General features: G+C 62.8%; 19 protein-coding genes. 11 read left to right on the top strand and 8 right to left on the bottom strand.

From position 1 onward, the window contains the following. Positions 1–8 precede the first annotated feature (8 nt). The 3 genes from CKW40_RS19350 to CKW40_RS19340 are packed head-to-tail and all read left to right on the top strand — an operon-like array spanning position 9 to position 2619. On the top strand, positions 9–1304 hold the full coding sequence (locus CKW40_RS19350; protein ID WP_095201486.1) for an SDR family oxidoreductase: 1296 nt from the start codon (positions 9–11) through the stop codon (positions 1302–1304). Then, a complete protein-coding gene (locus CKW40_RS19345; protein WP_095201485.1) occupies positions 1301–1780 on the top strand; it encodes a DUF2269 family protein in 480 nt (159 codons plus the stop codon). Before CKW40_RS19350 ends, CKW40_RS19345 begins: the two co-directional genes overlap by 4 nt. A 44-nt stretch (positions 1781–1824) precedes the next feature. Next, the gene (locus CKW40_RS19340) at positions 1825–2619 is read left to right on the top strand and encodes a PhzF family phenazine biosynthesis protein (RefSeq protein ID WP_095201484.1); all 795 of its coding nucleotides are present in this window, start codon (positions 1825–1827) and stop codon (positions 2617–2619) included. 12 nt (positions 2620–2631) lie between these two features. Here CKW40_RS19340 and CKW40_RS19335 read toward each other — a convergent pair whose 3' ends face one another. Both CKW40_RS19335 and CKW40_RS19330 read right to left on the bottom strand, forming a co-directional pair. Then, the gene (locus CKW40_RS19335; protein WP_095201689.1) at positions 2632–3258 is read right to left on the bottom strand and encodes a glutathione S-transferase family protein; all 627 of its coding nucleotides are present in this window, start codon (positions 3256–3258) and stop codon (positions 2632–2634) included. 79 nt (positions 3259–3337) lie between these two features. Then, on the bottom strand, positions 3338–4549 hold the full coding sequence (locus CKW40_RS19330) for an NADP-dependent isocitrate dehydrogenase (protein ID WP_095201483.1): 1212 nt from the start codon (positions 4547–4549) through the stop codon (positions 3338–3340). Positions 4550–4764: 215 nt separating this feature from the next. Between CKW40_RS19330 and CKW40_RS19325 the strand changes: the two genes are divergently transcribed. The 3 genes from CKW40_RS19325 (at position 4765) to murI (ending at position 7220) form a co-directional block, all read left to right on the top strand. Then, complete coding sequence (locus tag CKW40_RS19325) at positions 4765–5613, top strand: RNA methyltransferase (protein WP_095201482.1); 849 nt, start codon at positions 4765–4767, stop codon at positions 5611–5613. Between the two features lie 79 nt (positions 5614–5692). Beyond that, positions 5693–6295 carry a hypothetical protein gene (locus CKW40_RS19320; RefSeq protein ID WP_095201481.1) on the top strand — a complete coding sequence of 201 codons (603 nt, stop codon included), beginning with the start codon at positions 5693–5695 and terminating at the stop codon, positions 6293–6295. Between the two features lie 112 nt (positions 6296–6407). Beyond that, positions 6408–7220 carry a glutamate racemase gene (gene murI, locus CKW40_RS19315; protein WP_095201480.1) on the top strand — a complete coding sequence of 271 codons (813 nt, stop codon included), beginning with the start codon at positions 6408–6410 and terminating at the stop codon, positions 7218–7220. On the opposite strand, the gene CKW40_RS19310 is transcribed toward murI, so the two are convergent. Both CKW40_RS19310 and CKW40_RS43815 read right to left on the bottom strand, forming a co-directional pair. Continuing rightward, entirely contained in the window at positions 7217–8599 is a 1383-nt protein-coding gene (locus CKW40_RS19310) for an RNB domain-containing ribonuclease (RefSeq protein WP_095201479.1), read from the bottom strand. The genes murI and CKW40_RS19310 overlap by 4 nt on opposite strands. A 9-nt stretch (positions 8600–8608) precedes the next feature. Further along, positions 8609–8767, bottom strand: a complete 159-nt coding sequence (locus tag CKW40_RS43815) for a hypothetical protein (RefSeq protein WP_179298020.1) — start codon at positions 8765–8767, stop codon at positions 8609–8611. Here CKW40_RS43815 and CKW40_RS19305 point away from each other — a divergent pair. Continuing rightward, positions 8766–8954: a DUF3008 family protein gene (locus CKW40_RS19305; RefSeq protein WP_095201478.1), complete on the top strand. Its 189-nt coding sequence runs from the start codon at positions 8766–8768 to the stop codon at positions 8952–8954. The genes CKW40_RS43815 and CKW40_RS19305 overlap by 2 nt on opposite strands. Positions 8955–9048: 94 nt before the next feature. Here CKW40_RS19305 and CKW40_RS19300 read toward each other — a convergent pair whose 3' ends face one another. Continuing rightward, on the bottom strand, positions 9049–9246 hold the full coding sequence (locus CKW40_RS19300; RefSeq protein WP_095201477.1) for a hypothetical protein: 198 nt from the start codon (positions 9244–9246) through the stop codon (positions 9049–9051). A gap of 373 nt (positions 9247–9619) precedes the next feature. Here CKW40_RS19300 and rpsD point away from each other — a divergent pair, with 373 nt between their 5' ends. The 4 genes from rpsD to CKW40_RS19280 all read left to right on the top strand — a co-directional run bounded on the left by rpsD (position 9620) and on the right by CKW40_RS19280 (position 12560). Then, positions 9620–10237, top strand: a complete 618-nt coding sequence (gene rpsD, locus CKW40_RS19295) for a 30S ribosomal protein S4 (protein ID WP_013895883.1) — start codon at positions 9620–9622, stop codon at positions 10235–10237. Between the two features lie 132 nt (positions 10238–10369). Next, entirely contained in the window at positions 10370–11257 is an 888-nt protein-coding gene (gene ttcA, locus CKW40_RS19290) for a tRNA 2-thiocytidine(32) synthetase TtcA (RefSeq protein ID WP_095201476.1), read from the top strand. Beyond that, positions 11247–12074, top strand: a complete 828-nt coding sequence (locus CKW40_RS19285) for an inositol monophosphatase family protein (protein WP_095201475.1) — start codon at positions 11247–11249, stop codon at positions 12072–12074. Before ttcA ends, CKW40_RS19285 begins: the two co-directional genes overlap by 11 nt. Before the next feature lie 78 nt (positions 12075–12152). Beyond that, on the top strand, positions 12153–12560 hold the full coding sequence (locus CKW40_RS19280; protein ID WP_095201474.1) for a UCP034077 family protein: 408 nt from the start codon (positions 12153–12155) through the stop codon (positions 12558–12560). Between the two features lie 136 nt (positions 12561–12696). Here CKW40_RS19280 and CKW40_RS19275 read toward each other — a convergent pair whose 3' ends face one another. The 3 genes from CKW40_RS19275 to CKW40_RS19265 form a co-directional block, all read right to left on the bottom strand. After that, complete coding sequence (locus tag CKW40_RS19275; protein WP_095201473.1) at positions 12697–13965, bottom strand: multidrug effflux MFS transporter; 1269 nt, start codon at positions 13963–13965, stop codon at positions 12697–12699. 143 nt (positions 13966–14108) lie between these two features. After that, positions 14109–14444 (bottom strand): Grx4 family monothiol glutaredoxin, encoded by a 336-nt coding sequence (gene grxD / locus CKW40_RS19270; protein WP_095201472.1) that lies wholly within the window; start codon positions 14442–14444, stop codon positions 14109–14111. A 151-nt stretch (positions 14445–14595) separates the two neighbouring features. Next, complete coding sequence (locus CKW40_RS19265; RefSeq protein ID WP_010909092.1) at positions 14596–14829, bottom strand: BolA/IbaG family iron-sulfur metabolism protein; 234 nt, start codon at positions 14827–14829, stop codon at positions 14596–14598. Positions 14830–14924: the final 95 nt, after the last annotated feature.

Raw genomic sequence — 14924 nt, 5'->3', positions numbered from 1 at the left:
GTCAGGACATGAATATTCTCGTCCTCGGCGGCTATGGTTTGATCGGGGACGCAATCGTTGGCCGTTTGCTACGCGATGGTCATCATGTCACCGGTCTCGGCCGCGATGTCGGGGATGCCGGGCGGCGCCGCCCGGCGGTTCGCTGGATCGCGGCGGACATGTCGAAACTGCTCGCCGCTGAAGACTGGCTGCCGGTGGTTGCCGGCATGGACGCGGTGGTCAATGCGGCGGGCGCCTTGCAGGACGGCCCGCGCGATCGCCTCGACGCCGTTCACCGGGGCTCGGTGGTGGCACTCGTCGCGGCCTGCGAACAGGCCGGTGTGCACCGCTTTGCGCAGATCTCCGCGATCGTCGCCGATCTCGTCTCGGCAAATCCTTTCTTCAGCACCAAGGCGCAAGGCGACAAGGCCGTCGCAAGCTCCTCGCTGGAGTGGACCATCCTGCGACCGGGCCTCGTGATCGCGCCAGCCGCCTATGGCGGGACGGCGCTTCTGCGCGCCCTTGCGGCGTTCCCCGGTTTTATTCCGGCCGTCATGCCGCGCCAGCCGATCCAGACCATATCGGTCACCGACGTTGCCGAAGCGGTGTCACTGGCGGTCGCCGGATCGCTGCCGCCCCGACTTGCCGTCGATCTCGTCGAAGCCAAGGCCAGACCGCTCGCCGAGATCCTCTCCGCCTTTCGTGCGTGGCTTGGTCTGCCGGCGGCAAGAATCGTGCCGATGCCAGCCATTCTCGGCCGGCTTGCGGGCGCCGTTGCCGACATGCTTGGCATTCTTGGCTGGCGGTCCCCGTTGCGCAGCGCAGCCCTTGCCGCGGTGGCGCGCGGTGTCACGGGCGACGCCGCGGCCTGGAACCAGGTTTGCGACCGTCCGCTTCAGCCGCTGGAGGCCACGCTGGCCGACATGCCCGCAAATGTCCAGGAACGATGGTTCGCCCGCCTCTGGCTGGCGAAGCCCGCCGTCTTCGCTTGCCTGTCCCTGTTCTGGCTTGTTTCGGGGATCATCGGCCTGATCCGGCAAGAGGCGGCGGCGGATGTCCTTGTTTCGCACGGCGTGTCGGCGAGCTTCGCCAATATCGCGGTCCTGGCCGGAAGTGCGGCGGATATCCTGGTCGGCGCGGCTGTCGTGGTCCGATCCCTGGCCCGGCGCGCGCTGCTGGCGATGATCGCGATCGCCTTGTCCTATCTGGCGGGGGCGACGCTTCTTGTCCCGGGTCTATGGCTTGATCCGCTGGGACCGCTGGTCAAGACGATCCCGGCGCTTTGCCTGGTGCTGGTGGCACTGGCGATTTTGGACGAACGATGAGCCTCTGGGCCGACATATTGCGCTGGGCGCATATCATCGGCGCCACGGTGCTGTTCGGCACTGGTGCGGGCATCGCCTTCTTCATGCTGATGGCGCAGCGCACCGGCCGCGCCGAACTCGTCGCCCATGTCGCGGGCACGGTCGTAATCGCCGATACGATCTTCACGGCAACGGCCATCATCATTCAGCCGATCACCGGCGTGTTGCTGGCGCAGGCAGTCGGCTGGCCGCTCTCCGAAGGCTGGATCGTGCTGTCCTTGCTGCTTTATGTCGTGACCGGCCTGTTCTGGCTGCCGGTGGTCTGGATCCAGATTCGGATCCGGAATCTGGCACGGCAGGCGGTCCTCGAAAACGCACCGCTGCCCGCTGAAGAGAAGCGCCTGTTTCGCATCTGGTTTGCTTGCGGCTTTCCGGCCTTTGGCGCGGTGCCTGCGATCCTCTGGCTGATGGTGACCCGGCCGGCAATCAGTTTCTAATGCGCGCCCGCCCGGAAGTTTCGAGGGCCGATCCGGAGTAAGATATGCCAACACTGACCATGTATCAGGCCGATGCTTTTGCCGATCGGGTTTTTCAGGGCAACCCGGCGGCCGTCCTCATTCTGGAGGACTGGCTGCCGGAAGAGGTCATGCAGGCCGTTGCCAACGAGAACAATTTGGCTGAAACCGCCTTCGCGCGACCCAACGGCACGGGTTGGGACCTGCGCTGGTTCACGCCGGTGCATGAGGCCGAGTTCTGCGGCCACGCGACGCTCGCCACGGCGCATGTGCTTGCTGAAGCTTACAACGTGTCGGGCGACATGGCCTTTGCGACGCGGGTCGGTGAGATCAGGGTTTCGCGACATGACGATGCCTATCGGCTTGACCTGCCATGCTTCCCGCCACAGCCGCTCGATGTCGAATTGACGCGCACGCTTCAGGACAGTGTGTCGGCCCGGCCGGTCGCGTGCTTTCGCAATTTCGAGAACCTCTTCGTCGAGCTTGCCGATGAAGCCGCCGTGCGATCTTTCGTTCCCGACCTGTTCAAGATCGCGGCCTTCGACCCGCTCGGTGTCGTTGTCACCGCGCGGGGCGGCGGCCATGATTTCGTGTCGCGCTACTTCGCGCCGGCAGCGGGCATTCCCGAGGATCCGGTGACCGGTTCGATCCATGCGACGCTGGTGCCGTACTGGGTTGAAAAGCTCGGCAAGACCCATCTGTCGGCGTTCCAGTGTTCGCAGCGCGGCGGCCATTTGCTGTGCGAGCTCGTAGATGACCGCGTGCTGATCAGCGGTCGCGCCAAAACCTTCATGAAGGCGGAAATCTACCTGCCCGAATGAGGTCTCACAGCCTCAGCCGACTTTTTCGCTGCGCACAAAGCTCCGGCGGGCAGCGATGCGCGAATACCAGTCCTGGATACCGGTGAACTGTGCCAACAGCTTTTGCCCTTCGGCAACCTTGACGAAATAGGCAAGGATCGGCGCGGCGTGCAGGTCGGCCAGCGTCAGCTGATCGCCGAGCAGCCAGGGTCCTTGTGCCTTCAACGAGGTCAGCACGTTCAGCACCGTCTCGGCCTGCCTCAGGCCGCCCGCGATCAGCGTCTCATCAGGCTCCGCCTTTTCCAGCCGCTCGACGGCAACGTCCCAGACCATGGCGCGGTAGCCATAGGCGTCGAGCATGCCTGTCATCTGGCTCATCCTGGCGCGACCGCGCGCATCGGCAGGCTGCAGCGTCGGACCGTCGAAAGCCTCGTCGACATAGCGCGCGATCGCATTTGTTTCGAAGAGGCGAAAACCATCATGTTCGAAGGCCGGGATACGGCCGAACGGATGATGTTCGAGATACCAGGCCGGAATGCCGTCGGCGGCGAAGATGTCGAGCGGCACCAGCTCGTAGTCGATGCCTTTCTCCTCCAGCGCCATCCGCGCGATGCGCACGTAAACGCTGTAGTCCGCGCCGTAGAGGATCGGCTTGGTCATGCTGTCAGCCCTTCGCTTTCGCTGGCCCAAAAAAACGAAGGCTCCTTTCGGAGCCTTCGCCATGTGGAAATTTGGGTCCTTACGCCATCGCTTTCTGCAAATTCTCGTCGATCTTGTCGAGGAAGCCGGTGGTCGAGAGCCAGGGCTGGTCCGGACCGATCAGCAGCGACAGGTCCTTGGTCATGAAGCCGCTCTCGACCGTCTGGATGCAGACCTTTTCCAGCGTCTCGGCAAAACGCTTCAGCTCGGCATTGTCGTCGAGCTTGGCGCGGTGGGCGAGGCCACGCGTCCAGGCGAAGATCGAGGCGATCGAATTGGTCGAGGTTTCCTCGCCCTTCTGGTGCTGGCGGTAGTGGCGGGTGACGGTGCCGTGCGCGGCTTCAGCTTCCACCGTCTTGCCATCCGGCGTCATCAGCACCGAGGTCATCAGGCCGAGCGAGCCAAACCCTTGAGCCACTGTGTCGGATTGCACGTCGCCGTCATAGTTCTTGCAGGCCCAGACATAGCCGCCCGACCATTTCAGGCTCGACGCCACCATGTCGTCGATCAGGCGGTGCTCATACCACAGCTTCTTCGACTTGAACTCGGCCTCGAATTCCGCCTCGTAGACTTCTTGGAAAATGTCCTTGAAGCGGCCGTCATAGGCTTTCAGGATGGTGTTCTTGGTCGACAGATAGACCGGATAGTTGCGCAGCAGGCCGTAATTCAGCGAGGCGCGGGCGAATTCGCGGATCGACTCATCGAGATTGTACATGGCCATGGCGACACCGGCGCCGGGCGCGTCGAACACGTCATGCTCGATCACCTTGCCGTCCTCGCCGATGAACTTGATCGTCAGCTTGCCCTTGCCGGGGAAGCGGAAATCGGTGGCGCGATACTGGTCGCCGAAGGCATGACGGCCGACGATGATCGGCTTGGTCCAGCCAGGCACCAGCCGCGGCACGTTCTTCATGATGATCGGCTCGCGGAAGATGGTGCCGCCGAGGATGTTGCGGATGGTGCCGTTCGGCGACTTCCACATCTTCTTCAGCTTGAACTCCTCGACGCGCTGTTCGTCGGGGGTGATCGTCGCGCATTTCACGCCGACGCCGTATTTCTTGATGGCGTTGGCCGAATCGATCGTCACCTGGTCGTTGGTGGCGTCGCGGTGCTCGATGCCTAGGTCGTAATATTCAAGCTTGAGGTCGAGATAAGGGTGGATCAGCTTGTCCTTGATGAACTGCCAGATGATGCGGGTCATCTCGTCGCCGTCGAGTTCGACGACCGGGTTCGCCACCTTGATCTTCGCCATGAAAGAATGCCTCGTTGCTGGGATATGGGACGGCCTTGCCCGCGTGGCGTTCGGCCGGGAGATGCCGCCCGTATATCAAAGCGTTTTTGGCCGCGCAAACGGCGATCGGTCACGAATGCGAGGTCATGGCCGCCATCATTTGCCAAAGCTTCATTTTCGCGGCTGAATATGGCAGGGAACGCTGAAATGCCGCAAACAGCAGTTCATTGACAATCATGTCTGTCACCAAAGATCCCGATAGCACCACGGCCGCCGGTCCGGCCATCATCCTCGTCGAGCCGCAGCTCGGCGAGAACATCGGCATGGTCGCCCGCGCCATGGCCAATTTCGGCCTGGTCGAACTGCGCCTGGTCAATCCGCGCGACGGTTGGCCGAGCGAGAAGGCGCGCGCCGCCGCCAGCCGCGCCGACCATGTCATCGATGCCGTGAAGGTGTTCGACGATCTGGCTTCGGCGCTTGCCGATTTGAACTTCGTTTTCGCCACCACGGCAAGGCAGCGCGATGGCTTCAAGGCCGTGCGCGGACCGGTGGAGGCGGGCAGGGTGCTGCGCGCCCGTCATGGCATGGGGCAGCGCACCGGCATCCTGTTCGGCCGCGAGCGCTTCGGCCTCTATAATGACGAAGTCGGGCTTGCCGACGAGATCGTCACCTTTCCGGTCGATCCTGATTTCTCCTCACTCAACATCGCCCAGGCAGCGCTTCTGATGTCCTATGAGTGGATGAAGTCCGGCCTCGAGGACGAGACCAAGACCAATTTCACCGGGCCGGAGATGAAGCCGGCCAGCAAGGAAGAGCTGTACGGCCTGTTCGCCTATCTCGAAGGCGCACTCGAGGCTCGCGGCTATTTCCGGCCGGCGCCGAAGAAGCCGAAGATGGTCGACAATCTGCGCGCCGTGCTGACGCGCGCCGGCTTTGCCGAGCCGGAGCTGAAGGTGCTGCGCGGCATTATTTCCTCACTCGACAGGTTCTCGCCGGCAATGCCGCGCGGCGATGGTTCGCCGGGAGACGATCCAAGACGGCTTCCGGCCGCTGCGCGAAGCCGGGTGGCTGATAAAGAAGGTTAAGGTCAGTAAGCTTCGAACGTCTGGAGTAACCGAATATTATTCGGTTCTGATCCATTGTTGTGAAAACGGTGGGTCGCCAATGTTCACCTCAAATATCGGCCGGATGCGCTTCTTCCTTTACTCTCTCGGCCTGTCGGTGGCCGAAGTGGTGGCGATCATCATCTGCATTATCGGCACGATCGGCTTCGAAGGGCTGGTCTATTCGGCGCCAGGCCCGTCACGACAAGGCATGGCCGGTGCGGTACTGGTCTTCTCGCTCATCTTTGTTGTGCTGCGCAGCAACATTGCCTTGCGCCGCGGCCGCGATGCAAACGGGCGCCGGTGGATCGTGTGGTCCTATATCGTGCTTTCCGGCTTCTACGCCGTTCTGCAAGCAGGCACGCTGCTGGTCATCAAATTCGGTGATCCGGAAAGCGTGCCTGGCGGCCTGAACCTGCTTGGCCTTTCCATATTCGGCCTTTGGTGCAGCATCCTGTGGGCAAAGCCTGTCGCCGGCAGCAACATCGAAGAACTGACCTCAATGTTCGACTTTGACGGCCCGCTGCCAACGTCGGCCCGCGCCGACCGAACCGCAGCAAGCAATGTCCCGGCTACGCCGCGTGTCGCCGCTGCACGCGTTCCGCCCGCGCCGCAGCCTTTTGGCAGGTCGCGTGCCGCCGGCTTCGGCAAGCGTGGGGTGTGAGGCCAGAACTGCGCAAACTTGCGAGCGTTCGCCACTTCAAGACCATGATCGTTGCGGATAGAAACGGCGTTGGCCAAATCACTGGCCAGCCTCTTTCCGTGGTCCGATATTCATGAACGATCGATCAAGCCACCGCCCGATCCTGATGTTCGATTCCGGCGTCGGCGGGCTGACCGTTTTGCGCGAGGCGCGCGTGCTGATGCCGGACCGGCGCTTCATCTATGTCGCCGACGATGCCGCCTTTCCGTTCGGCGCCTGGGAAGAACCGGCACTGCGCACCCATATACTCGAGCTCTTCGCCAAGCTGCTCGACAGGTTTGCGCCGGCGATTTCCGTCATTGCCTGCAACACCGCCTCGACGCTGGTGATCGATGCGCTGCGCGAGAGATTTCCAGGCCATCCCTTCGTCGGCACAGTGCCGGCGGTCAAGCCGGCGGCGGAGCGCACCCGCTCTGGCCTGGTCTCGGTGTTGGCGACGCCGGGCACGGTGAAGCGGCAATATACACGCGACCTGATCAGCAAATGGGCGCAGAAATGCCATGTCCGCCTGGTTGGCAGCGACAGGCTGGCGGGGCTTGCCGAAGTCTATATGCGCGAGGGCTTTGTCGACGAGGAAGCCGTGCGCGCCGAGATCTCACCCTGCTTCATGGAACATGATGGGCTGAGAACCGACATTGTCGTGCTGGCCTGCACGCACTATCCGTTCCTGGTCAACCGCATGCGCAAGACCGCGCCCTGGCCGGTCGACTGGATCGATCCGGCCGAGGCGATCGCCAGGCGGGCACTTTCGCTGCTGCCGCCGATCGATGGGGCGCTGCCGCAAGGCGAGCCCGATATCGCTGTCTTCACGTCAGGCAAAGCGGATTTCGCCGTCAGCCGGCTGATGCAGGGCTTTGGATTAGTGGCGGAAACGTCTACCGCCTAAACGGGTTCGAAGACGATGCTGCGTTGATCCGCATCGGCCAACACCAGTTTTAGCGTCAGACCGTCACCTTGTCTGAGCCCGGTGGCCTTCACGGTGGCAACGACAGGCATGTCGGCAAGCTGAACGCGCACGCCATGGTCGACGAAGTCGGTGACGACAGCTTTGAACGTTTCCCCCTCGCGTCCCCTGAGCATCACCGCCTCGGCAAGGTCGATGGCCGCATGGTTGATCTGCGAGGCGCGGGCATCCGAACGTCCCATCACCTTCGGCAATCCAGCGAATGCATCGGTGACGGCCTGCGGCACGGGCTGACCGTTGGCGATTGCCAGCGCGCAGCGCACGACATAGCGGTCGGCGAGCCGCCTGAGCGGTGCGGTGGCATGGGCATAGGTGGCGGCCATCGCCTCATGCCAGGGAACGACACCCTCCTGATAGGGCTGGTAGGACGCGCCGTTGCCTGCACGGCGGATTTCCAGCATCAATGCGGCTTGTTTCGGATCGGCCGGGTCAAGCGTGCGCTGATAGTCGCGCAGGCCGGTAGAGGCCGGCCAGGACAGGCCGAGCGCCTGTGCCGCGTTGCGCAGTCTCTGCACCTTGGAAGCGTCCGGCCCAGACATGACCCGGAACAGCCCGGTCTCGTGCGCCAGCATGGCGTCGGCAATCGCCATGTTGGCAGCCAGCGAAAGTGCTGCATTGTCCCGCTCGGATTGCAGCAGCGGTCTGAACGAAAGCCGGAAGGTGCCGTCGGCGAGCCTTTCCACCTCCTGCTCGGGCGGGTCGACGCGTGAAGCGCCACGACGCTCTTCGTTTGCCGCAATGCGCCGCGCCAATTCGGCGAAGTCGGGCGGAACGTCGGACGCCTTCACGCTGTCATAGGCAAGCTTCGCGCGGCTTTGAATGATTGCCCGTTCCACGCCGTCCAGCTTCACCGCGCCGTCTTCGGCGACCCGAACCGTGAAGATCACAGCTGGACGCGGTCCATCCGGCAACAAGCTCGCCGCAGCCTCGGCAAGCACCGGGGGATAGAGCCCGGCCTTGCCGTCCGGCAGGTAAAGCGTTTGACCCCGGTTCCAGGCTTCGACATCCACCGCGTCGCCGTCCTCGACGAACCAGGCCACGTCGGCAATGGCATAATGCAGCAGAAGATCACTGCTGCTCGCCTCGATCGAGAACGCCTGGTCAAGATCGGTGGAGGCAGCCGGATCAAGCGTGACGAAGGGCATATCAGTTCGATCGGCATGCTGGTCTGGCACACGTCTGGCCGCCGCTTCCGCGGTTGCCACGACGTCTGCCGGAAATCCATCCGGCACGTGGAATTCGGTGCGGATTTTCGCAAGGCCGGTGGAGAGAGCTTGTGAGAGGTCTGTCAGAGACTTCATTCAGCAGTCCTACACCGAGGCTCCGGACACGGGAAGGCTGCCAACGAACTCGCCGAAGCCGGTCGCCTGACGGGCTGGCAGCAGCCGCAAGAGGAACTGGGCCGCTTGCGCGCCGGAACCGCCGCCGAAGCGCGGCGTTTCTCCTGACAGCAAAGGAGAAACGGCCATGCCAGCCACCTCGAAAGCCCAGCAGAAAGCCGCCGGCGCCGCGCTCTCCGCCAAGCGCGGCGAGACGAAGAAAAGCGAACTCAAGGGCGCTTCCAAAGAAATGTACGAATCCATGAGTGAAAAACAGCTCGAGGAATTCGCGGAGACCAAGCGCAAGGGGCTGCCGGAAAAGAAGTCGAAAGACTGAGCGTGTCGTTCGCGACGTTGACCCAACAGACGAAGGCCCGCAGCGGAACTGCGGGCCTTGTCTCTAAGCAAAATCTCTGGGCAGATGTTTTGCCTTACCAACGGTGGCAGCGCCGTATCCGCTCGACGATCACCCTGCGGTGGCCATGCCGCCACACCACTCGCTTCTTGACGATGACGCGGCAGACCTGTTTGTGGCCGTGCCAATGGCGCGCCATAGCCGGTTCCGGCGCCACCGCCATCGAACCTGCAAGCACCGCGGCGCCTGCCAAGGTAAGGAAGAACTTCCTCATGCCAATTGGACTCCTCTAGCTCCAGTCCCTTCCTGGTGCCGTTGGCGCAAAACCTCCCGCCACATCCGGCATCGCTCAACGCCGCGGACGCTACACGGTTGCGCTGTCCCAAGCTATGCGGAAGCTTGACAGCGGTTAAATCTCGGTTTAACCAGCCGCCAACGCCGGGCAGCGATGTCCGGTGTTTGTTTTGCATGTGCAAGATCGGTTGCCTTGGTTTCTGGTCTTGTTTGAACTGACGTGTCCCGTGGGTTTTCCCGCCGCGTTGCGTGGGAAAACCCTGTCAGGTCTCGAAAACGGAGGCCAGAGGAGGGCGCGTTTCCTTCACCCGGACCATGAGGTGCCGGGTGTGTTGTTTTGAAAAGGGAATGCGATGAGCAAGCGCGAATCCGCGAAATACAAGATCGACCGCCGTCTCGGCGAAAACATCTGGGGCCGCCCGAAGTCCCCGGTCAACAAGCGTGAATACGGCCCCGGCCAGCACGGCCAGCGCCGCAAGGGCAAGCTTTCCGATTTCGGCCTGCAGCTGCGCGCCAAGCAGAAGCTGAAGGGTCACTATGGCGACGTTTCGGAAAAGCAGTTCCGCAAGGTCTATGAAGAGGCCGACCGCCGCAAGGGCGACACCTCAGAGAACCTGATCGGCCTGCTCGAATCGCGTCTCGACGCGGTCGTCTACCGCGCCAAGTTCGTGCCGACCATTTTCGCGGCCCGTCAGTTCGTCAACCACGGCCACGTCAACGTCAACGGCAAGCGCGTCAACATCGGCTCGTATCGCTGCAAGCCGGGCGACGTCGTCGAAGTGCGCGAAAAGTCGAAGCAGCTGGTCATCGTGCTCGAATCGGTCGGCCTTGCCGAGCGCGACGTGCCGGACTACATCGAAGCCGATCACAACAAGATGGTCGCGACCTTCTCGCGTATCCCCGGCCTGGCGGACGTGCCGTTCGCCGTCCAGATGGAACCGAACCTGGTCGTCGAATTCTATTCGCGCTAAGCGAACGCTTTCTGCGATACCGAAAGGCCGCCCCTCGAGGCGGCCTTTTTGTTTGGCACATCCGCTTTGCGGTTTCGATTCTCCGGCCGATGCGCTAATCCGGGCGGAAGTCATTCCCGGGGCCGCCGCGCCATGAACATGCAGCCAGACATAGAGACGCTCGAACCGGCCGCCGAAGGCGGCTCCCATCCGCTGTTCGCCGACGTGCCGTCCTCGGTCGAGTTCAACAAATTGCGCAAGCGGCTGCTGCGGCTGACTCGCCAGGCCATCGAGGATTTCTCGATGGTGGAGCCCGGTCAGCGCTGGCTGGTCGCGCTGTCGGGCGGCAAGGATTCCTACGGCCTGCTTGCCACGCTGCTCGACCTCAAATGGCGCGGGCTGCTGCCCGTCGAACTCTTGGCCTGCAACCTCGACCAGGGCCAGCCGAATTTTCCCAAGCATATCCTGCCCGACTACCTCAACGCCAACGGCATTGCCCACCGCATCGAGTACCAGGACACCTATTCGGTCGTCACCGACAAGCTGCCGCAGGGCAGCACCTACTGCTCGCTCTGCTCGCGGCTGCGCCGCGGCCATCTCTACCGCATCGCGCGCGAGGAGGGGTGTTCGGCGCTGGTCCTCGGCCATCACCGCGAGGACATTCTCGAAACCTTCTTCATGAACCTGTTCCATGGCGGCCGTCTCGCCGCCATGCCGCCAAAGCTGCTCAACGACGAGGGCGACGTCATGGTGCTGCGGCCGCTGAGCTACTGCGCCGAAATCGACCTCGAGAAATTCGCCGCCGCGATGCGGTTCCCGATCATCCCTTGCGACCTCTGCGGCAGCCAGGAAGGCCTTCAGCGCAACGCCATGAAGGCGATGCTGGAGGACATCGAAAAGCGCATGCCCGGCCGCAAGGACACGATGATCCGCGCGCTGTCCAACACCAGGCCGTCGCATCTGCTCGACAGGAAACTGTTCGACTTTGCAGCCCTGAATCAGACCCTCATCACAGGACAAGACGCTTCCGATGACATTTGACGACAATGCGATCGACTGGCTGGCCAGCCTGCTGGCCGAGGCCGCCGACACCGAAATCATGCCCCGCTTTCGCCGGCTGGGCGATGGCGATGTCAGGCAGAAGACCTCCGCCGCCGATCTGGTGACGGAAGCCGATGTCAACGCCGAACGGCTGATCACCGCCAGGCTGCGCCAGCGCTATCCCTCGGCCATGGTTGTCGGCGAGGAAGCCTGTTCCGACGACCCGGCGCTGCTCGATGGTTTGGGCGATGCCGATCTGGCTTTCGTCATCGACCCGGTCGACGGCACCTTCAACTTCGCCTCCGGCGTGCCGCTGTTCGGCGTCATGCTTGGCGTCGTGATCAAGGGTGAGACGGTGGCGGGCATCATCCATGATCCGGTCGGCAAGGACTGGCTGATCGGCGCCAAGGGTGCCGGCAGCCATATCCGCCATGCGCATGGCAGCCTGGAGACAGTGCGGGTTGCCGCAAGCGCGCCGATCTCTGAGATGACCGGTGCGGTCTCCTGGCAATACATGGCCGAGCCCGACCGTACGCGGCTGGCCTGCAACCAGACCAAGACGCTGTCGCAGTTCAACTACCGCTGTGCCGCCCACGAATACCGGCTGCTGGCGAGTGGCCATGGCCATTTCGTCGTCTACAACAAGCTGATGCCCTGGGACCATCTGGCCGGCGTGCTGATCCATGCCGAGGCCGGCGGCCATGCCGCGCGCTTCGACGGCAGCGCCTATCTGCCGTCGCATGTCGGCGGTGGCCTGCTGGTCGCGCCCGACAAGGAAAGCTGGCAGGAGTTGCGCCGCGAACTGTGGGCTGCGTAGGATCGGTTCCTGCGGCCAACGCTTGAACCGTCGGGTCGTGCGGCCAAAGAGGTGGTGCTTTCGCGGGGGCTCTCTCGAATGAAGTCTCGGTTCGCGTTTCTTGCAGCGGCTCTTGCCGTCGTCTTGTTTGCGAACGCCAACGCGGCAATCGCGCAAGAGCGCCCCTGCCACAGCACCGATCCCGTCGACACCCTCAAGGAGATGTCGGACGCTATCTATGCCTGTTGGAAGCCGCCAGCAGGAACCGCGGGCATGTCGTTGACGCTGCAGTTCTCGCTTCGCCGCAATGGCACGCTGATCGGCAAGCCCCGCGCCACCTATTCCGATCTGGGAACCGATCCGCAACTCAGCCGGGCCTTCGTGGCATCCATCCTCAAGGCACTCGACGAGGCTCTGCCAATGCCCTTTTCGGACAGTATGGGCGGCGCAATCGCCGGGCGCATGCTTGCGCCTCGCTTCACGGCGGCGATTCAAGGCGCATCCTGACGCACGTCGTCTAGAGCAATTCCAGGAAAAGTGTGAAGCGGTTTTCCCGGGAAAAGCGCGGAGCGCTTTCCCTTGGGAATTGCGTTAAAACAAGGAGTTAGAGCGGTTCGCCGTTTCCGCGAAACGGTGAACCGCTCTAATGCAGGTCGGTGACGTGCCCTGAAACGGGTGGGTTGTGCGGCTGGAACATCTTGCCGCGCTCGGCGATGAGGATCATCAGCAGCGCCGCGACCGAGACGCTACAGAAGCCGGCGGCAAGCGGCGTCACCGTGCCGTTGAAGGCCTGGCCGATCAGCGTGCCGAGAATGCCGCCGAGAAACGTCTGCATGAAGCCCAGGATGGACGACGCCGTGCCGGCCAGCTGGCCGAGCGGCTCCATGGCCAGCGCGTTGAAATTGGCGCCAAGCGCGCCGAAGGGAAGCATGGCGCTGGCAAAGAAGGTGATGAACAGCCAGAGCGGCATCTTGATTTCCAGCGAAACGACCAGCCAGGCCAGGCTGATGACCAGAAACAGCAGCAGCGCGCTCTGCGACAGCCGGCGCATGCCGATGCGGCCGACGAGGCGTGAGTTCAGAAAATTGGAGAAGGCGAGCACGCCGGCGACCCCGGCGAAGATCACCGGGAACATCTCGCCGACATTGAAGATGTCGACATAGATCTGCTGCGCCGAGGCGATGAAACCGAACATTGCGGCGAAGACGAAGGTGCTGGCAAAGGCGTAGCTGAGCGCGATGCGGTTGGTGAGGACGATGCGGAATCCACCGACGACGGAGGAGACCGTCAGGGACCGCCGATATTCGGGACGCAGCGTTTCAGGCAGGCGCAGCAGCGACCACGCCGATACGATCAGCGCGCCGACGGCCATGGTGACGAAGATGTAGTGCCACGTCGCGAACAGCATGATGAACTGGCCGATCCCTGGCGCAATGACCGGTATCGCCATGAACACCATGAAGATCAGCGACATCACTTCGGCCATGCGCCGGCCTTCGAACGTGTCGCGTACGATCGAGACCGCGATGACGCGCGTGGCGGCAGCGCCAATGCCTTGCACGGCGCGGCACATCAGCAGTGTTTCAAAGCTTGGCGCGATGGCCGCGGCGGCGGCCGCCGCCACGTAGATGATCAGCCCGGCCACAAGCGGCGAGCGGCGACCGAACCGGTCCGAGATCGGCCCGAAGAACAGTTGGCCGCCACCAAAGCCCAGAATATAGGCGGTGACCACATATTGCCGGTGGTTTTCATTCTCGACGCCAAGCGAGGCGCCGATCTGCTGCAGCGCCGGCAGCATGATGTCGATGGCCAGCGAATTCAGCGCCATCAGCGCTGCGCACAGCGCAATGAACTCCCAGCGCGGAATAGGCAGTTTGCTTGCCGATTGCGGCGCTGTTGATTGCTGGTCCACGGCAAGTCCGATCTCTCAAACGAAAATGCGCCGGCGGGCCGGCGCATTGGCTCGTCTTGGTCCCGATATCGGGACGTAAAAAATTGCCGAGGTGAGGCCGCCCCAGTGTTCAGTGCAGTCGCTACGACCTGCCCGAAACCGAATCAGGCAGTGGCTTTGACGCTCACGCCCTTCTCGACGAGGAACGTCTGCAACTCGCCCGCCTGGAACATCTCGCGGATAATGTCGCAGCCGCCGACGAACTCGCCCTTGACGTAGAGCTGAGGGATCGTCGGCCAGTTGGAATAGTCCTTGATGCCCTGGCGCAGCTCTGCCGAGTCCAGGACATTCACGCCCTTATAGTCGGCGCCGATATAGTCGAGGATCTGGACGACCTGGCCGGAAAAACCGCACTGCGGGAAACCGGGCGTGCCCTTCATGAAAAGGACGACGTCGTTGCCCTTCACTTCATTGTCGATGTAGTCGTTGATACCGCTCATGGAATATCCTTTCACGCCTGTGGGAGTCAGGCTCGAAGCATGTCCTTCAAATAAACCCATAGGTTGCCCGAAACAAGACATTAGCCGTGCCACAGCCGAAATGGCGCAAAGGATGGGCGGTTTTGGGCCAAGCGGGTTGGTGGGAACTGCCTCAGTCGGGAACACTGGTCTGCAGCGCCAGTGCGTGCAGCACGCCGCCCATATTGCCCTTCAGCGCGTCATAGACCATCTGGTGCTGCTGGACGCGGCTTTTTCCCCGAAAGCTCTCGGCGACGACTTCGGCTGCATAGTGGTCGCCGTCGCCGGCGAGGTCGCGGATCGTCACCTTGGCGTCGGGAATGCCGTCCTTGATCAGTTTTTCGATGTCGTGGGCGTCCATTGCCATGGCAGAATTCCTGTTTCGGGCGGGCGCCAGCGCCCGTGCGATGAGAGTCGGGGTAAACCTAAAGCCTTTCCGGCCGGGTTTGAAGCTGTTCCGTC

The sequence above is a fragment of the Mesorhizobium carmichaelinearum genome, assembly GCF_900199455.1.
GTDB classification, from domain to species: Bacteria; Pseudomonadota; Alphaproteobacteria; order Rhizobiales; family Rhizobiaceae; genus Mesorhizobium; species Mesorhizobium carmichaelinearum.
The sequence above is the reverse complement of the archived record's forward strand: the minus strand, read 5'-3'. Positions and strand labels throughout refer to the sequence as shown.